General features: G+C 33.2%; 18 protein-coding genes, 1 pseudogene and 1 riboswitch. Of the genes and pseudogenes, 5 read left to right on the top strand and 14 right to left on the bottom strand.

Annotated features, from left to right (window positions below; all coding sequences use genetic code 11):
• Positions 1-50: 50 nt before the first annotated feature.
• The 5 genes from rpiA to F5ESL0246_RS01950 all read right to left on the bottom strand — a co-directional run bounded on the left by rpiA (position 51) and on the right by F5ESL0246_RS01950 (position 4,024).
• Positions 51-743 (bottom strand): ribose-5-phosphate isomerase RpiA, encoded by a 693-nt coding sequence (gene rpiA, locus F5ESL0246_RS01970; protein WP_122017855.1) that lies wholly within the window; start codon positions 741-743, stop codon positions 51-53.
• 118 nt (positions 744-861) lie between these two features.
• Positions 862-1,332, bottom strand: a complete 471-nt coding sequence (locus tag F5ESL0246_RS01965; RefSeq protein ID WP_122017854.1) for a DNA starvation/stationary phase protection protein — start codon at positions 1,330-1,332, stop codon at positions 862-864.
• A gap of 84 nt (positions 1,333-1,416) precedes the next feature.
• Positions 1,417-1,905, bottom strand: a complete 489-nt coding sequence (locus F5ESL0246_RS01960; RefSeq protein WP_147441055.1) for a hypothetical protein — start codon at positions 1,903-1,905, stop codon at positions 1,417-1,419.
• A 195-nt stretch (positions 1,906-2,100) separates the two neighbouring features.
• The gene (celB, locus tag F5ESL0246_RS01955) at positions 2,101-3,450 is read right to left on the bottom strand and encodes a PTS cellobiose transporter subunit IIC (protein ID WP_122017852.1); all 1,350 of its coding nucleotides are present in this window, start codon (positions 3,448-3,450) and stop codon (positions 2,101-2,103) included.
• Positions 3,451-3,532: 82 nt separating this feature from the next.
• On the bottom strand, positions 3,533-4,024 hold the full coding sequence (locus tag F5ESL0246_RS01950; RefSeq protein WP_122017851.1) for a PTS cellobiose transporter subunit IIA: 492 nt from the start codon (positions 4,022-4,024) through the stop codon (positions 3,533-3,535).
• Positions 4,025-4,165: 141 nt separating this feature from the next.
• On the opposite strand from F5ESL0246_RS01950, the gene F5ESL0246_RS01945 reads away from it, so the two are divergent.
• A complete protein-coding gene (locus F5ESL0246_RS01945) occupies positions 4,166-5,611 on the top strand; it encodes a 6-phospho-beta-glucosidase (RefSeq protein ID WP_122017850.1) in 1,446 nt (481 codons plus the stop codon).
• A gap of 537 nt (positions 5,612-6,148) precedes the next feature.
• On the opposite strand, the gene F5ESL0246_RS01940 is transcribed toward F5ESL0246_RS01945, so the two are convergent.
• The 4 genes from F5ESL0246_RS01940 to F5ESL0246_RS01925 all read right to left on the bottom strand — a co-directional run bounded on the left by F5ESL0246_RS01940 (position 6,149) and on the right by F5ESL0246_RS01925 (position 7,950).
• Entirely contained in the window at positions 6,149-6,460 is a 312-nt protein-coding gene (locus F5ESL0246_RS01940; protein ID WP_122017849.1) for a hypothetical protein, read from the bottom strand.
• A gap of 103 nt (positions 6,461-6,563) precedes the next feature.
• Entirely contained in the window at positions 6,564-6,890 is a 327-nt protein-coding gene (locus F5ESL0246_RS01935; protein WP_147441054.1) for a hypothetical protein, read from the bottom strand.
• A gap of 354 nt (positions 6,891-7,244) precedes the next feature.
• Complete coding sequence (locus F5ESL0246_RS01930; protein ID WP_122017847.1) at positions 7,245-7,604, bottom strand: PTS lactose/cellobiose transporter subunit IIA; 360 nt, start codon at positions 7,602-7,604, stop codon at positions 7,245-7,247.
• A gap of 10 nt (positions 7,605-7,614) precedes the next feature.
• Entirely contained in the window at positions 7,615-7,950 is a 336-nt protein-coding gene (locus F5ESL0246_RS01925) for a PTS sugar transporter subunit IIB (protein WP_122017846.1), read from the bottom strand.
• Positions 7,951-8,658: 708 nt separating this feature from the next.
• Here F5ESL0246_RS01925 and udk point away from each other — a divergent pair.
• A complete protein-coding gene (gene udk, locus F5ESL0246_RS01915) occupies positions 8,659-9,300 on the top strand; it encodes a uridine kinase (RefSeq protein WP_122017844.1) in 642 nt (213 codons plus the stop codon).
• A 45-nt stretch (positions 9,301-9,345) separates the two neighbouring features.
• Here the strand turns inward: udk and F5ESL0246_RS01910 are convergent, their stop codons facing one another.
• Positions 9,346-9,924 (bottom strand): ECF transporter S component, encoded by a 579-nt coding sequence (locus tag F5ESL0246_RS01910; RefSeq protein WP_122017843.1) that lies wholly within the window; start codon positions 9,922-9,924, stop codon positions 9,346-9,348.
• Positions 9,925-9,967: 43 nt separating this feature from the next.
• Positions 9,968-10,057: riboswitch (TPP riboswitch) on the bottom strand.
• Between the two features lie 50 nt (positions 10,058-10,107).
• Positions 10,108-11,190: a M42 family metallopeptidase gene (locus F5ESL0246_RS01905; protein WP_122017842.1), complete on the bottom strand. Its 1,083-nt coding sequence runs from the start codon at positions 11,188-11,190 to the stop codon at positions 10,108-10,110.
• A gap of 239 nt (positions 11,191-11,429) precedes the next feature.
• On the opposite strand from F5ESL0246_RS01905, the gene hpt reads away from it, so the two are divergent.
• The 3 genes from hpt (at position 11,430) to F5ESL0246_RS08475 (ending at position 12,816) form a co-directional block, all read left to right on the top strand.
• Positions 11,430-11,999, top strand: coding sequence for a hypoxanthine phosphoribosyltransferase (gene hpt / locus F5ESL0246_RS01900; RefSeq protein ID WP_122017841.1), 570 nt, complete (start codon positions 11,430-11,432; stop codon positions 11,997-11,999).
• A 296-nt stretch (positions 12,000-12,295) separates the two neighbouring features.
• Positions 12,296-12,484 (top strand): hypothetical protein, encoded by a 189-nt coding sequence (locus F5ESL0246_RS08180; protein ID WP_147441053.1) that lies wholly within the window; start codon positions 12,296-12,298, stop codon positions 12,482-12,484.
• A gap of 128 nt (positions 12,485-12,612) precedes the next feature.
• A complete protein-coding gene (locus tag F5ESL0246_RS08475) occupies positions 12,613-12,816 on the top strand; it encodes a DUF2087 domain-containing protein (protein ID WP_122017840.1) in 204 nt (67 codons plus the stop codon).
• 50 nt (positions 12,817-12,866) lie between these two features.
• Here the strand turns inward: F5ESL0246_RS08475 and F5ESL0246_RS01890 are convergent.
• The 3 genes and pseudogenes from F5ESL0246_RS01890 to F5ESL0246_RS01880 all read right to left on the bottom strand — a co-directional run.
• Positions 12,867-13,241: pseudogene (locus F5ESL0246_RS01890) on the bottom strand (helix-turn-helix domain-containing protein); the annotation flags it as partial.
• A 179-nt stretch (positions 13,242-13,420) separates the two neighbouring features.
• A complete protein-coding gene (locus tag F5ESL0246_RS01885; protein WP_122017839.1) occupies positions 13,421-14,146 on the bottom strand; it encodes an ABC transporter permease in 726 nt (241 codons plus the stop codon).
• A gap of 34 nt (positions 14,147-14,180) precedes the next feature.
• Positions 14,181-15,041, bottom strand: coding sequence for an XRE family transcriptional regulator (locus F5ESL0246_RS01880; protein WP_122018162.1), 861 nt, complete (start codon positions 15,039-15,041; stop codon positions 14,181-14,183).
• Between the last annotated feature and the right edge of the window lie 728 nt (positions 15,042-15,769).

Genomic DNA, 15,769 nt, shown 5'->3' with positions numbered 1-15,769 from the left:
TTAAATACCATTTAATTATTAGTTCTAAATTTTATAGTTATTTAAATAAATCATTTTTTTCGATCCTCAATTTCACCATTTGCATGAGCAATAATTACTTCATCGCACATCTTTAAAAACAAACCATGTTCTACAACACCGACTGTTTGGTCCAAATAACAAGCTAGCCCCTCAGGAATTGGAATCGGATCAACATGTAAATCAATAATAAAGTTTCCATAATGGGTTACAAAACGCTTATTATTTTGCACCCGCCATTCTGGATTTAGACCCGCATTTTTAAAACGTCTAAAATTTTGTTCACATGAAATTGGTAAAACTTCAACTGGTAAAGCAAAGTCGCCTAAATGTGTACACAATTTAGATTCATCCACAATCCACATTACTTTTTGAGAATTAACAGCTACATTTTTTTCCATTGTTAAGGCGCCGCCACCGCCTTTAATACCATCAAAATTAGCAGCAAACCGATCTGCTCCATCAATTGTCAGATCTAATTGCTCAACATCCGCTAGTTCATCAATTTTGAAGCCCCAACTTTCCATTTGCCTTTTACTTCGACTTGAAGTAGTAACAATGTTAGCTAGTTCTAGTCCTTCTTCTTTTTTACGCCTTCCCAATTCATCAATTAAAAATGCAACTGTTGATCCTGTACCGATACCCAACCGCATTCCGGATTTAACAAAACTTGCCGCCTTGACTGCCGCTTGTTTTTTTAGATTATCTTGTTCTTGTTTATTCACTATACATACCCTCTTTTCTAACCAATTAAGTACCCGTAAATCATTCTTATTATAGCAAAGATTATGATTAATTAAGACACAAAAAAAGACAAGTAACTACTTGTCTTTGATTAAATTCCTATTCTGGATCAATTTCAGGTGCTTGATTAATTTCACCAGACATCATCCAAATCCGTTTTTCAATGTCAGTATGAAAACCTGTCAACATATCATTAGTTGAATAGTCGCCTTCATTATCACTAACTTCAATACCTTTTTCATAAAGTTTGTCAAGATATTTGTATCCGGCAATTATTTTGGCATAGCGCTGATCAATTGTCTCATTCCAGTTGCCCTTTTCATCCTCAATCTTTGTCTTTTCAGCGATTTCACTTAAAGTCGACACAGGCGAACCATCAAGTGTAATTAATCGTTCTGAAACTTGATCTAATTGATCAGCTAACTCATCCATTACCTTATCCAAGTATGGATGCAACTTTAAAAAGCGATTACCACGCATATACCAATGATGTTGATGAACAATCATATGCATCTGAGTTAAGTCAGCAACTAATTGGTTTAAAATTTCTTTAGTTTGAGTATATTTCATTTATAAGCCTCCATGTTAAGTTTATTACTGAACTAATCATAACAAGAAAGCGAACACATTACCAAAATTTGGTTTTATCAAACCTTAACTCATTCTTTGCTTAATCATATTTAAAGCCTCTGTAGCCTTTATAGACGTATCTTCAGAATGATAAATTCGATCTCGAGCGATTGATAAATATATTTTTTGACCATTGACTAATTCTAATTCAAAACCGAATGGATTCAAGTGCATTGAAATAATTCCCATAAAATAAATATGCATCATATCAAAAGGTAATGGAAATGATATCTTCTTAATTTCATTTTTTCCAACAATTCGAACATTTTTAATATCAGCAAGTTTAATGTGCTTTTCTGGGGCATTATTACCTAAAAATAATAACTTAAACTTTTGATAGCGATCACCATAATCATAAAATATTATTTCTTGATCAGAAATCGTGAAGTAATTGAATTCATCCTGCAAAACATTTGGGTAATAAATTAATGTAATAAATAAAAAGACCGAGATTCCCACTAATGCACTCCAAATAACCGTGCGAAAATTCCATCCTAACTCTTCCGAAGTCATTAATAGTATTAAGTTAGACAGGTATCCAAAAAACAAACAACAAAATAGAGCAATTAATAATGGACGAAAATTTAATTTTTTACCAAAGGTTAACATATATAACACACTCTCTTTTTTAATAAAGTAATATACTACATTTTGTTAAAATTAAAAAGTCACCTATAAATTATAGGCAACTCCTTAATTTTAATAACCTTATTCAGCTGTTGCTGCCTGCTCTTTCTTTAATAACACATTATCATAGTGCTTAATGAATGGATACCAAACAAGGAAAGCAACAATTGCACACGCAATTGCCAAAACCCCTCCTTGCCAACTAGCAGTAGCAATAAAACCACCTAAGCCAACAGGTGTAGGCCATGGCTGTTGCACAATAATTTTTGGCACCAAATGCGAGCTAATTCCCAAATATGCCACAATACCTGAAGCAAGCGGTGCACAAACAAATGGAATCATTAAATCGATATTATATACAATCGGTAATCCGAAAATTAATGGTTCGTTAATATTAAAAATTGCCGGAACAATTTCAACCTTTCCCAATTCCTTTAATTGAGCTGAACGTGCTCCTATTACTAACCAAATAGCAACACCTAACATCGCTCCAGAACCACCGATGGTAATAAATGAGTTGGTGGGATCACCCGCAAAAAAGTGATGCGCCCCCTTAACGTTGGCAGCCATGTTTGCTAAAACGATTGGAGTATAAAACGAACTAATAATTGTTGCTCCATGAATTCCAAACCACCATAAGAAATGAATTAAGAAGATAATAATCAAAAAGCCCCACCAAGTATCAGCAATATCACTGATGAATGAAAATGGAATAAATAGCAGTTTAAAGAGATCAGTCCCTGCCATAACAAGTGCAGCATTGATTGCCGCAATAATTACAGCAATACAAAAAGCTGGAATTAAAGCACTAAAAGAGTTAGCAACGCCAGATGGAACTGATGCTGGCATCTTAATTTGCCAGTTATGCTTAATGGTATAGCGATAAATTTGGACAGTCAACCAAGCTACAACTAACCCAATAAAGATCCCAACTGCACCAATCCGATATATACCCGAGTTATTGGCCTCATAACCGCCAGCAACCATCTGAGTTTTACTGAAAACTTGCACGAATTCCATTCGCCCATTTTTCCAGACCAACTCAGCTACCGTGATAAAGAAGCCCATTAAAAACATCATTAACCCATTCATCGGGACTAAGTTAATTTTTTCCTCATCATGATAAATTTTAGTATACGAATAAGCAAAGGTGCCCGAGAAGACCAAGGCAATAATCCCCATTGTCGCGTTATACACAGATTGGAATAAATTTGAAAACCGGCCAATCGTATTCGCATAAAAGCTTATAAATCCCGGTGTATTAATAATCTGTGGCAACACCGTCAAAATTAAGAAAAACGCTCCAACAATTGAAAACGAGATCACACTGTAACCAGCATCCATAATTGCCCGCACAAATCTTGTTGCCGCAAATTTTCCAGCTGCGGCGGCAATTCGCTCCTTAAGCGGTTTCTTACTTGCTTCTGTCATTTTTAAAACTCCCTTCAATATAGCATATCCTTAATATACTACATATAACTATTGTAATCGCTTTCTTAAAAAATACAAGCAATTATTTAACTTTTTTAAATGTATCAATTGTTTTGATATATCTATCTTTTCCGATTCGAATGTTATGAATTCGTCGCTCACAAACATAAGCCAAAAGTATTCCACCAAAAAGCAATCCTAAAATTAAATAGCGGATATCACTTGTAGTGATAAATGGGAAAAAATTATCATTTATTGGCAAAAAGATAATAATTGCCAGTAAGCAGTTAAAAATAATTTGAATCATTAAATAATGCCGAGTCAGTGGCACATCTGCTTTACGATTGTGCATTTTAGTTAACTGCTCAATTGCAGCCATACCAGATAAAATAGTGTCTATGCCCGCGAAAAGAATACCTAACCATTTTTGATATTGTATTAAAATCAAGAGCCAGATTAAATTAGTGAATAGAAAAACAACAACACTATACCGAATCATCAAATAACGGCTAAAGTACAAATACTTAATATTATCTTCTTGCTTTTTGCGTTCGTAATCTTTTTGTTCTGCCATAGAATATACCTCGCTTTGTCACTAATAACATTATAACGCTATTTTTTTAATCATTTTCATTTTAACTTGATGGATATATCATAATTGGTATAAAATATATTTGTTAGCGCTATCTATAATAGTTATAAAAAGGAGATACTTATGTATTCAGCAAAAATGCCAGAGGGATTTTTATGGGGCGGTGCCGTTGCTGCTCATCAATTAGAAGGTGCTTGGAATGTTGACGGCAAAGGAATGTCAATTGCCGATGTAATGACTGTTGGGTCAGCAACTAAGCCACGTGAAATTACCGATGGCGTCATTGAGGGAAAGAATTACCCAAATCATAGTGCCATAGACTTCTATCATCACTATAAAGAAGATATCAAATTAATGGCAGAGATGGGTTTTAAGGCTTTTAGAACTTCAATCGCTTGGACCAGAATTTTTCCTAATGGTGATGACGAAGAGCCTAATGAAGCAGGTCTGAAATTTTATGACGATTTGTTCGCAACTTGCCATCATTATGGAATTGAACCTGTAGTGACTCTTTCACACTTTGAAATTCCATTCAATTTAGTCAAAAAGTATAATGGTTTTACCAATCGAAAGTTGATTGACTTCTTCATTCGTTTTGCCACCGTTTGTTTCAATCGATACAAAGATAGTGTCAAATACTGGATGACATTTAATGAGATTGATAATCAGTCTGCGTATAATGAAGACTTTTTAATGGTTACAAATTCAGGAATTATTCTTAATAATCTCAGTGAGAAAGAAAAAGAGGCAGCCATGTACCAAGCTGCTCACTATGAATTAGTAGCTTCTGCGTTAGCAGTTAAGGTTGGTCACAAGATCAATCCTAAGTTCGAAATTGGCTGTATGATTAATTATTCACCTGTTCGGCCATTAACGCCATCTTCAGATGATGTTCTCTTGGCAGATAAATTTGAACAACGCCGCGATTGGTTCTCAGATGTCCACGTTTTTGGTGAATATCCTAAAGAAGTTGAAACTTATATTAACAAAAATGGTTATCGGACAGACATTACCGATGAAGATCGAATTGTCTTAAAAGAAGGAACTGTTGACTACGTTGGTTTTAGCTACTACCAAACAACTACTGTTTCCGCGAAAAACGTTGAACCAGATAAATTAAACGATTTATCTAAAGCCATTGCTAAAAATCCAACTTTAGAACGTAGCGATTGGGGTTGGGAAATTGATCCAGAAGGTTTAAGAATTGCCTTAAATCATTTAACAGATCGTTATCATAAGCCATTATTCATCGTTGAAAATGGTCTTGGTGCATACGATAAAGTTGAAGCAGATGGCTCTATTCATGATGATTACCGCGTTGATTATTTGAGAAAACATATTTCTGAAATGGAAAAAGCCGTAGAAATTGATGGGGTTGACTTAATGGGTTATCTTCCTTGGGGACCTATTGATCTTGTTTCTGCAGGTACTGGTCAAATGGATAAACGTTATGGCTTTATCTACGTAGATAAGAATGATGCAGGTGAAGGAGACCTGAGTCGTTCACGTAAAGATTCCTTTGCTTGGTACAAAAAAGTTATTACTACTAATGGCTTAGATTTAGATTAATTACCAGCAATTCAACCAAAGAAGACTCACAATTTTTTGCGAATGCAACAGGAGATAATTTTCTTTATTTGAAAATTATCTCCTGTTTTTTTATTTAATGATGAGTTATTTAAATAATACAGTTAATGGTTTAAAACTACATAAACCTATTAATTTTGGCTCATCCTATTGATAGATATCTTAATCTAGTTTCTATGATTATTCTATATAATAGGTTTCTCTAGGCAAAAAAGAGGTCCTAAGCCCTCAACAATAAAATTCATTGACTCTACTCTTCAAATCTATTTAGGAGTTTGCTTCTATCCTCTCTTTAATTGTATTGAACTTTTGCTCAACATTAAAAACCTTAACCTCGCAGTTACTAATTAGGTTGCCGAAACTGTTAACAGCATTGCAATAAATGTAATCTAATCGCCCATGGTCATTCGACTCACGTTTGGCACAATCACAATGACCAAGTTTTATTGTTTGTATTTGATTTATTGGTCTAATTGTGAAATTAAAACTGAAAATAGGGCGCTTACACCTTTGTATATATTATTTGCCAAAAACCATGTTGCCTGAAGCCCAAATAATATAAAAAAACAAAATAACACAAATAATTAGAGCTAATAACTCACCTAAAAGCATACTTATAATAAAAAGAATATGTTGGCGTTGAAAAAATGTCGTAAATAAGTCCCCTAAAGTTAGCCAATGAAAGCCTAAAACACCAACGCTTAAATCCATAAGCTTGAAAAGCGGTAAGATTAAAACTAGCAAGAGTTCGCATAGTGAAATAATCCGTACAACTTTATAGGCATGATCTGTTAACAGCTGTTCTCTCATTGTAGGCTTGTTTTTTGTCATTATTATTGTTAGCTCCAATCTTTATATTGCCAAGATCTAACCTTAAATATTCCCCAAATATTGTTTTAATTATATTTTTGGCATTTGCATATGTTTTCATGACTTACCTTTCAGTAAAATAAAGTTTATCTACTTTCCAATAGAAGTTATTTTCTTTTTTCATATCAACCCCTATTGCTTTTCCTTTGATTTCTGTACCATACAAATAAATATTTTTATCTCCACCTTGGTAATCAGAAGTATTTTTGCAAGAATCATTTTTATTAAGATGTACTAAAAATAAATATATTTTTTTATTATCTGATACTTTTTTCATTTCTTTAATATCGTGATTTTTAATCATTGCATTAATTTGATAATCTAATTCATAAGAGATATAAGTTTCAGAACAAAAAATATATATTCCTAATAATATAATTATTGTAATCACAATATAAGTTAATTTATGACTATTATTTATCAGGATCACCACCAGTTAGAGCATATCTCTTTTATTTATAATGAAAGCAAGTTTTGGAATTTAGTATATAATAAAAAATCATTTTTTACAATTAGTTTAGTAGGTAGTATGTGAAGCGTTAAAACAGAGTATAATTACATTGATTGCTAAAAAAGCAATGTGTTTTAGTAATTAATAATTCAAAAATACTGAAGTAACCAACTGCCAAGTACAGGAAATTAAAATATTTATAAATATTTACATCATTTGACAAAGAGCTTTAATTTGACACACAAAAAAAACGAAGTCGTAAAAACTTCGCTTTTTAACTTTTATTCAACGTTTTTATTTTAATACATCCGCTTTATACAATTTTTCATATAAGTCGACCATTTCACCAGCCAAGTCTCTAAAAGTAATTGCGTTCATCAAATGATCCTGTGAATGAACAACTAACAAAGTAACCTGCGTATGATTGCCTTGCGCTTCTTGCGTTAACATCGCAGTTTGAGAATTATGAGCTTCAGTTAATGAATCATCTGCTTCCTTTAATTTAGCACGTGCGCCATCAATGTCGCCCTTTTTGGCTAATCTAATAGCTTCAAAAGCCAGACTCTTCGCATTGCCACCATTTGCAATCAGCCCCATAGCTGCTTGCAAAGTTTCCTGTTCTTTTTGTTCAGCTGTCTTTTGTTCTGCCATCATAATCCCCCAATTAGCCGTTAATTAAATCTTGAGCTTGTTGCAAAACCTTCTTGCCATCCATCATGCCATAGGCTTGCATATTGATAACACCAAGAGGAATATCTTTTCCGTCCTTACCTTTGCCCTTAACTTTATTAGCAAAATCATCTTTCATATAACTGACTTGCGGTCCCAGCAAGACACAATCAATTTCTTCTTGATCAAGATGCTGTGAAGCTTCTGAAGCTGGACAAGCAAAAATTTTAACATCAAGTCCTTGCTCCTCAGCAGCTTGTTGCATCTTAGTTACCAATAAAGACGTACTCATACCAGCACTGCAATTTAGCATAATTGTTTGTTCTGCCATAATAATATTTCCTCCTAAATGTATCATAAGTTTATTCTATTATATCACTTATATCACTTTTTTGGATAGCGCTTTCCATTTTTTTGATGATTAGTGCAATTATTTCTCAGCTCCGAATTACGCCCAGCTAGATATAAAAATTTAAAATGGATGAACGAGACCTGTAATTCCTATCCCTAATAAAATAATACCGAAAAAGAAAGAATAACCTATTGCTGCTAAAGAGAATCCATTGTCCGTCCCCTTGTGTAAAATACCATTCGTGTACCGTACAGCATTAACAAGCTCATATACTGATAAACAAATAAATATAATTCCTACCATTCTACTAAAAATAAGACTATTAAAAAAGTTATTCATAAATATTACCTTCTCTCAATATTAAAAATCAGACGTAATCTTAAATGCGTCTTTTCATTTATTATTGTATATAATACCACATTTTTTAAATTATAGAACTTACCACAGTTTCAGAAACATAATTTCTTTTAGAAGCTGTAATAAAACAATGTGTTCATACCACATCAATAAAATATTTAACTGGCATTAAATTATAGTTAGTAACTATTCCTCTTTGTTTTTAAAATTATCTATTTCCCATATTATGATATATAAATCGATTTCAAACAAAAAATTTGTATTAACGTACTTATTGGCAATTCTTGATAAAGTAAAGTAAAATGTTATTTGATAAAAAGGAGTGTCTCAATGTCTCAACTTAAAAAACCTGTCGTAATCGGTATTACCGGCGGTTCAGGTAGTGGAAAAACTACCATTGCTCATAAAATTGTCGAACAGATGCAAGAAAATGAACATGTTTTAATTATGACACAAGATTCATATTATAAAGATAATACAGGGATTCCAATGAGTGCTAGACTCAATATTAATTATGATCATCCTAATGCTTTTGATATCCCGCTATTATCGAAACAATTACGCAGCTTACTTAATTATGAAGCTATTGAAATGCCTGTATATGATTTTAAAGAACATACCAGAAGCAAGGAAACCATTCATACTGATCCGGTTGATATTATTATTTTGGAAGGGATTTTGGTTCTATCTAACGAAGAAATACGTAATTTAATGGATATTAAAGTTTACGTTGACACTGATGATGATATTCGTTTCATCCGCCGATTGCAACGTGATCTTCAAGAACGTGGTAGATCAATTGAATCTGTTATTGAGCAGTATTTAGGAACAGTTAAGCCGATGTATCATCAGTTCATTGAGCCTACAAAGCGTTATGCGGATATCATTATTCCAGAAGGCGGAGACAATGATGTAGCCATTGACATGTTAACAACTAAAGTTCATTCAATTTTAAGTAAGGATATCAAATAAAAAACGAGAGCAAATTTTCTCTCGTTTTTATTTGTAATTAAACGTTTAATCGACTTTTGGCTTTAACGCACGGTCAAACAAATTGGTAATTAGCTTAACTAAAACACCATCAAAAACAATTGATGAAATTAAATTGGTAATAAACATAACCAGTTGAAGCTGAAAACTGAACTTATTCCAGCCATATATTATATAAGAAGATATAAAGCAAGCCAAACCCGCAAACACTGCCCCTGTCAGTACACTTGTCCATGAGAATCTTTGATAACGACTTTTTTTAGGGAAAAAGCCTATTTCATTCGTTGCACCTTGCAGTATTCCGGAAATTAGTGTCATTGCACCCCATTGTCCGCCAATAGCCATTTCTACAATTGCAGACAATAATTCACCAATTGTTCCTGAACCAGGTGCTGGAACAAAATAAATTGCTAACGGTGCAGCTATTAACCATAATCCAGTAAAAACAGTATCCGTCACAGGCGCAAAGCCAGTTGGAATTAATATTAACTTAATTAAATTGTATGCCCAGTTAAAACCATAAGTATAAACCACACCCATAATTATTCCAATGAGTGCGATTAAAATGATTGACTTAACATTCCATTTCGATGATCTTGTAAACATAAAAAATACTCCTATAACTTGAGTCAATAGGAGTACACGTTAAATTTTTTCTTTAACACTTCCCTAGCGCAGGTATTATCCCGTTCAGGTTCAGAGGGTATTTCTCAGCTATGTGGCACCCCTAGTGACTTACTATAATTTATTAAAGTATAACATAAAGAATATTATTTCACCAAATTAATTCTAGAATTTAGTAAAACTATTCAGTTTTTCTTTAGTCATATCGCGAATAATTGCAACAGCTAAATCTACTGAAGCTTTAAAATCATGATATGAACTAAAACAATATGGTGAATGCTCATATCGAACTGGAATTCCAATAACAATTGTAGGCGCACCATTTTCATAGTAAATGGCTGCACCATCTTGTCCCCCACCAGTCCGAACAGAACGTGTATATGGTAAGTGATTCTTATCAGCTAAATCACAAGCATACTGTTGGAATTTAGGATTCGGTAAAAATGTAGTATCCATATCCCTTAACATCGGTCCACGATTAAGACCGGTTTGTGACAACCATTCAGGGGTAAAAGTATCATCGGCTGGGCAAGATTCAAGCACAATTGCTAAATCAGGTTTGACTGCTCGCGCAGTCACATAAGCACCACGAAGTCCAACTTCTTCTTGACTAGAAAGAGCTGCGACTACATTAAAGTTAGTTTCTTCTTCTTTTAAAATTTCAAGAACATCTGCCATTGCTGCTGCACCAAAACGATCATCAAAATCTTTACCAAAGAATAATCCCGTTTTTTCGTTATACTCACATTTTACATCAACAAAAATTGGACAACCCGTATCAATTTTAAAATCATTGATGGTCTCTTCACGCGAACATGAACCAACATCAATTGACATATCAGCAACATCTGGAACATTATTCCTTTCTGCTTCAGTCATAAAATGTGGTGGCTTTGTTGCAACAACGCCGGGAATATATTCGCCATCTTTATTTCTAATTTTTACTCGCAATGCTGGTATATTATATTTTACCCATCCACCTAGGGGAACAAATTTAATCATTCCATTTGGTCTGACTGCCTGAGTAATGAAACCAACAGCATCCGAATGAGCATCTAACTGAATTACTGGCCGTCCAGCTTGATTTTCTTTCTTAGCAGCGTATACATTAAGCATACCATCAACTTTGATATCAGCAAAATCTTTGACAGTTTGCGTGAACAATTTAACAAATTCTTCTTCAAAGCCTGACGTCGCATTTGCATCCGCAAAGGCTTTAAGCATTTTTATTTCTTTTTCTTTTTTCATTTAAATGCCTTCTCTTTAATTTAATATCTTTCTTCATTGTAACAAAAACTTTAGGAATAACTCTATAAATTTGAGTTAATATCCAGTTAATCCTACTATTTTTATTTAATATAATAATTTTGTCCGTAATTTAGACAACTATTGACAAAAAAAGTTTAAAACAGTCTGCTTTTTTAACCATAAAATGATATAATTGATACTATTAGTAATTCAAAAATTTTAAGGTAAAGGGTAAATCAATGCCGAAAAACGACAATATTAACAGTATTATTGACCATCAGTTGTTTACCGAAAACGACATTCATAAAATGTGCGTTAAACTAGGCAAACAGCTAACTGAAGATTATGCGGGAAAAAATCCTCTTATTGTAGGTGCACTTAAAGGCGCAATATTCTTTTTAACCGACCTGGTACGAGAAATGGATGTTAAAGAAGAAATTGACTTTCTTGATGTTTCCAGTTATGGCAATGGGTTTGAATCTTCTGGAAAAGTTAAGTTGATTTCAGATCTCACGACTGATGTCAATGGTCGCGATGTACTTATCGTCGAAGATATTGTTGATACTGGTCTTACTTTAAAGTATATGAAGAATCTGCTCAAAGAACGAGGCGCCAAAAGTGTCAAATGCTGCGTACTACTTAATAAAGAAACTAACAGACGAACCGATGTTGATATTGAATATTATGGTTCAAAAGTAGGCAATGAATTTGTTGTTGGTTATGGACTAGATTTTATGAATGCCTACCGCAATCTTCGCTACATTGGTGTACTTAAGCCTGAAATCATTGGACGCGTTACCAATAAATAAAATAATCAAATAAAAAGAAGACTGTTAAGTTAACCCTCTAGATGGATTTTGGTCCAATCTAGAGGGTTAATTTTATTTTGGCTAGTTATGGTAGATTCTTTCGTAAAACTATAATTGTCAGCCGCATTTAAAGCGGAGGCTTGATATTTAGAAGGGAAGTCTTGTTTTGCAAGATTTCTTTTTCTTTACAGCTATATTGTGTCATGAATAGCATATTAGTTTAAGGTCCAAGTCCTTGATTTCTAAGTTGTTTTTATTGTTTAATTAAAGATTTAAACTTATCAAAATTTTTCTTTTTGCTCAATACTATATTCGGTAGTATTGAACAAATTCTTCAAGAGACAATACTACAACAAAGTATTACAATGGAATCTAATAGGGCAACAATAATTTCAGTCAGTAATGCACTTGATGCGGGTGTTTCTGTAATTGTTTTGTCAATTAATAGTTATATATCAGATAATTTTAGAATTGGTAGTGCTTAAATTTTTTAGCAACTTTAGGGATAGTTTTATTGGGAATAAGCTATTTGTTAAATAGAAAGGCAGTAAGAGTTAATGGAGCATAACATTACATTAGATAAGTACGTGGATTCTAGAGGTAGAGTGAAAATTTGGCCGGGAAAAGAAAAAATCGATTACTTGTCTTATCTTATTTAGCGACTAAATTTGAGCCTGAAAAGAAATACTCTGAACAGGATGTAAATCTCATTTTAATGGGACTTATAGATAATTATGTTACAAGAAGACGTGATTTAATAGAATATAACTTTTTGAATAGAACGGATGACGGTAGATTATATTGGAGAAGTAAATAAATTATTTGAAAAGTAGTACTTTTGAAATGAACACCAAAAGCCTGCTTTTTCTATCGCCTTGTGATAATAGAAAGATTAATAAACGATTTCAATTTTTTTCTATATCGTATGAAAGTTGCGCGATTGATACCAGTTAATTTTACTACTCTGGTGTCGGTCATATCACTCTTATAAAGTCTAAAAACGTGTTGCAATTGTGGACTATCTTTAGAATATTTAGGCTTACGCCCATGATAGCGACCTTCTGCTTTAGCTATCTATTTCGATACCTTGACGTTGGCGCTCCTTAATTCGTTCATGATCACTTTCTGCCTGATATTTATATACTCAAGAATAAGATTATTTTTTAGTTGCCGCAAATTGGGATCTTCAATACCACACAAAGAGGGTAAATTTAAAATATTAAGTGTTGCACCCTCGTCTTTATTTTTGTACAAAAAAGCTAGAAACCACTCTCTTTCGCGGTGATTTTTAGCTTTCAAGTTAAGTCATTATAGTCACGGATAAAATTAACAACCTCGCGTAGCCTATAAGCGACAAGTTTGTTAACATTTACAATATAAATTGTTGATAACAAGAGTACTTAACATAATCATGTGATTTATTAAAAAGCACTTATTGTACCCTTTTTATCTTTCCACCAAATAATTATTAACCACGGAATTAGTGTTACAACAAATGTTAAACATAGCAAGGCTAAATCCTTAACAAAGGATTGTCTAGTTAACAAATCATTGACTGCACTAAAGATATAGTGAAAGGGAAACATTTTTTGCAAGTTAGTGAGCCATTTAGTGAAAGTATCTTGTTTAAATAATTCAAAGGGACTAATCACCATCATCATAATTAGCATTAAGAAAAAAGTTAACTCATCAAGCGTGTCTTCTTGCAAGAGCATTCCTAATGTAAAGCCGATCACACTACTATAAATACCAGCGCTGCTTAATAGCAGCATACAAATAATCAATTTATCATCAAATTTTATCTTAGAGCAGCCAACACCGATAATAATATTCGCCATAATGATAATTAGATTCAGAATTAATTGCAGCAATACCTGATCAAACAAATAATGTCCCAGGGAATAAAATGATGTTTTATCTTTTAATGCATAATACTGCTTGCCCGTATTGATTCTTTTGCCAAAAGTTACAACTGAGTTGCCGACAATCCCCCACAAACAGGCAATTAAGAAAATTGCATAATTGATACCAGTGTAAGAAGGAATTGCATTCAGCATCAATATATACCAGCAAATCGGAATAATAATTGTAAACACTATGAAGCGAGGATTGTGCAAAATGTTTTTTAATTGTAGCCATTTAATCATTATTAGTCTCCTTGCCATCGTTAAAATGCCGGTACTACTGTTCAATTGTCTGATGATGCTGGTGAATTTCATCAACATTGACATTCTGAGCAATTTGCCCATCTTTGAGCAACACAACTCGAGAAAAATACTTATCAATCTGGTTAAAATCATGAGTTGTCGTTAAAACCGTGCTGTTAATATGATCCAGCTGCTGCCAAAAAAAATCGATTGTTTTTAAATCCATTCCAGCTGTCGGCTCATCGAATATAAAAAACTTACTCGGCTTAATCAAAGTTAACAAAAGAAGTAATCTGCGTTTTTGACCACCAGATAGCTTTTTAATAGCAAGTTTAGCCTGCTGCTTAAGATTAAATTTTTCGAGTAGTGCATCAATTTTCCACTCATCATAAACCTGATCGATTGCGGCTTCTAATTGCAGCTGTTCGGATACCCTTAGCGTGTCAATCAAAACATTTTCCTGAGGCATAATGCTTAAATCGGTCTTGGGATCATAAAACAATTCAACCTTACCACTATCTGGCTGCAACAATTGAGTAATTATTTTAATTAAGGTTGATTTGCCCGCACCATTACTGCCCAACAATGCAATACGGTCTCTCGTTGCAATCGTTAAGTTAACCTTCCTTAATACCGGATAGGCAAATGACTTATGCAAATCAGTAACTTTCAACAAAAGATCCCGTTTAGTTGATACACCTGCCAATAAATAATCCAGTGATACACCAAATATCTCGGCTAAGTTAATCAGCTTAGTAATATCCGGTTCAGTTTCTCCTAACTCCCACTTAGAAACGGATTGCCGCGAAACGTACAATTTTTGCGCCAAATCATTTTGGGATAATCTTTGTTTGCGTCTCAATTTATTTAATTGCTCAACAAAAATATTTTCCATCACAATCATCCTTTCAAATTTGTTAGCCTAATTATCTCCTAACCCTCCTTTTTGCCAAGCAAATTTGTGATGCGTAACTGACAACCTACAGTTGCCAAAGCTGCTACAAGTCTCGAAAAAATCCATTACACAAAAAAACGCTCAGATTAATATCCAGCGTTCTTTCAATCTTCAGAATATATTTTAAAAATTTGCCCAAATCAAATATCTATTAAATAAGATTCAAGTTCATTCAACACCTTGATAATTTTTTATAACCTGTATTAAACCATGGGCTAAAATATTTATTTTTGAATACACTTAATTGCATCGGCTAATTACCTTCAATTAACGAACCGACCGATACCTTCAACATCTTGTACTGACTGATTCAATCATTTAGTTGCAGGAAAAGATAAAATACCAAATTAAGCAAGTTTATATTTTGGCTTTTAATTAAATTTGATAAATAAACATTTTATTATGCAGTATATTCTATTCAACAAAATCTAAAAAGTGGGTTTTAGCTGCAATAAATATTTCATATAATACTCTATGTTGTATGCAAAGTTTCGGTAAACACAATGCTTTTGCTATAATTAAAGTTGAATTGATAGCAAATTGTTTTGAGGGCAATCAGCTGTTTTACTTGAAAGAAGAGGGTGCTTATGGCACGAAATCTTTAGAAAGGTGTACATAACTGTGCGTTTATCATGCGCTAGAATTAGCGTTGACATTTGCCTCATTTA

This window comes from Lactobacillus sp. ESL0246 (assembly GCF_003692965.1).
Taxonomy (GTDB): domain Bacteria; phylum Bacillota; class Bacilli; order Lactobacillales; family Lactobacillaceae; genus Lactobacillus.
This window is presented reverse-complemented; position numbering and strand designations above follow the sequence as displayed.